Source organism: Pseudoalteromonas sp. 19-MNA-CIBAN-0066, assembly GCF_040308705.1.
Lineage (GTDB): Bacteria > Pseudomonadota > Gammaproteobacteria > Enterobacterales > Alteromonadaceae > Pseudoalteromonas > Pseudoalteromonas nigrifaciens.
The window spans coordinates 1-258 of sequence record NZ_JBEONZ010000281.1 but is presented as its reverse complement, the minus strand read 5'-3'; the positions used below and the strand labels follow the sequence as shown (position 1 = coordinate 258).

1 tRNA gene is annotated in these 258 nt (G+C 49.6%); it reads right to left on the bottom strand.

The window, feature by feature from the left end:
• Position 1: 1 nt before the first annotated feature.
• Positions 2-74, bottom strand: a tRNA-Gly gene (locus tag AAEZ18_RS19150).
• Positions 75-258 lie beyond the last annotated feature (184 nt).

Below are 258 nucleotides of genomic sequence, written 5' to 3'. Positions count from 1 at the left end.
GAGCGGCACACGAGGCTCGAACTCGTGACCTCGACCTTGGCAAGGTCGCGCTCTACCAACTGAGCTAGTGCCGCATTATAAAGTAGTCAGTAATTCGTCTGTTGGTGCGCGACAGGTCGCGTTCAACATTCTAGCAACTGAGCTAGTACCGCATTTTTACTTCTAGTTATATAAATAACTTCAATTTCTTTTGGTTAGAAATTGGAGCGGCACACGAGGCTCGAACTCGTGACCTCGACCTTGGCAAGGTCGCGCTCT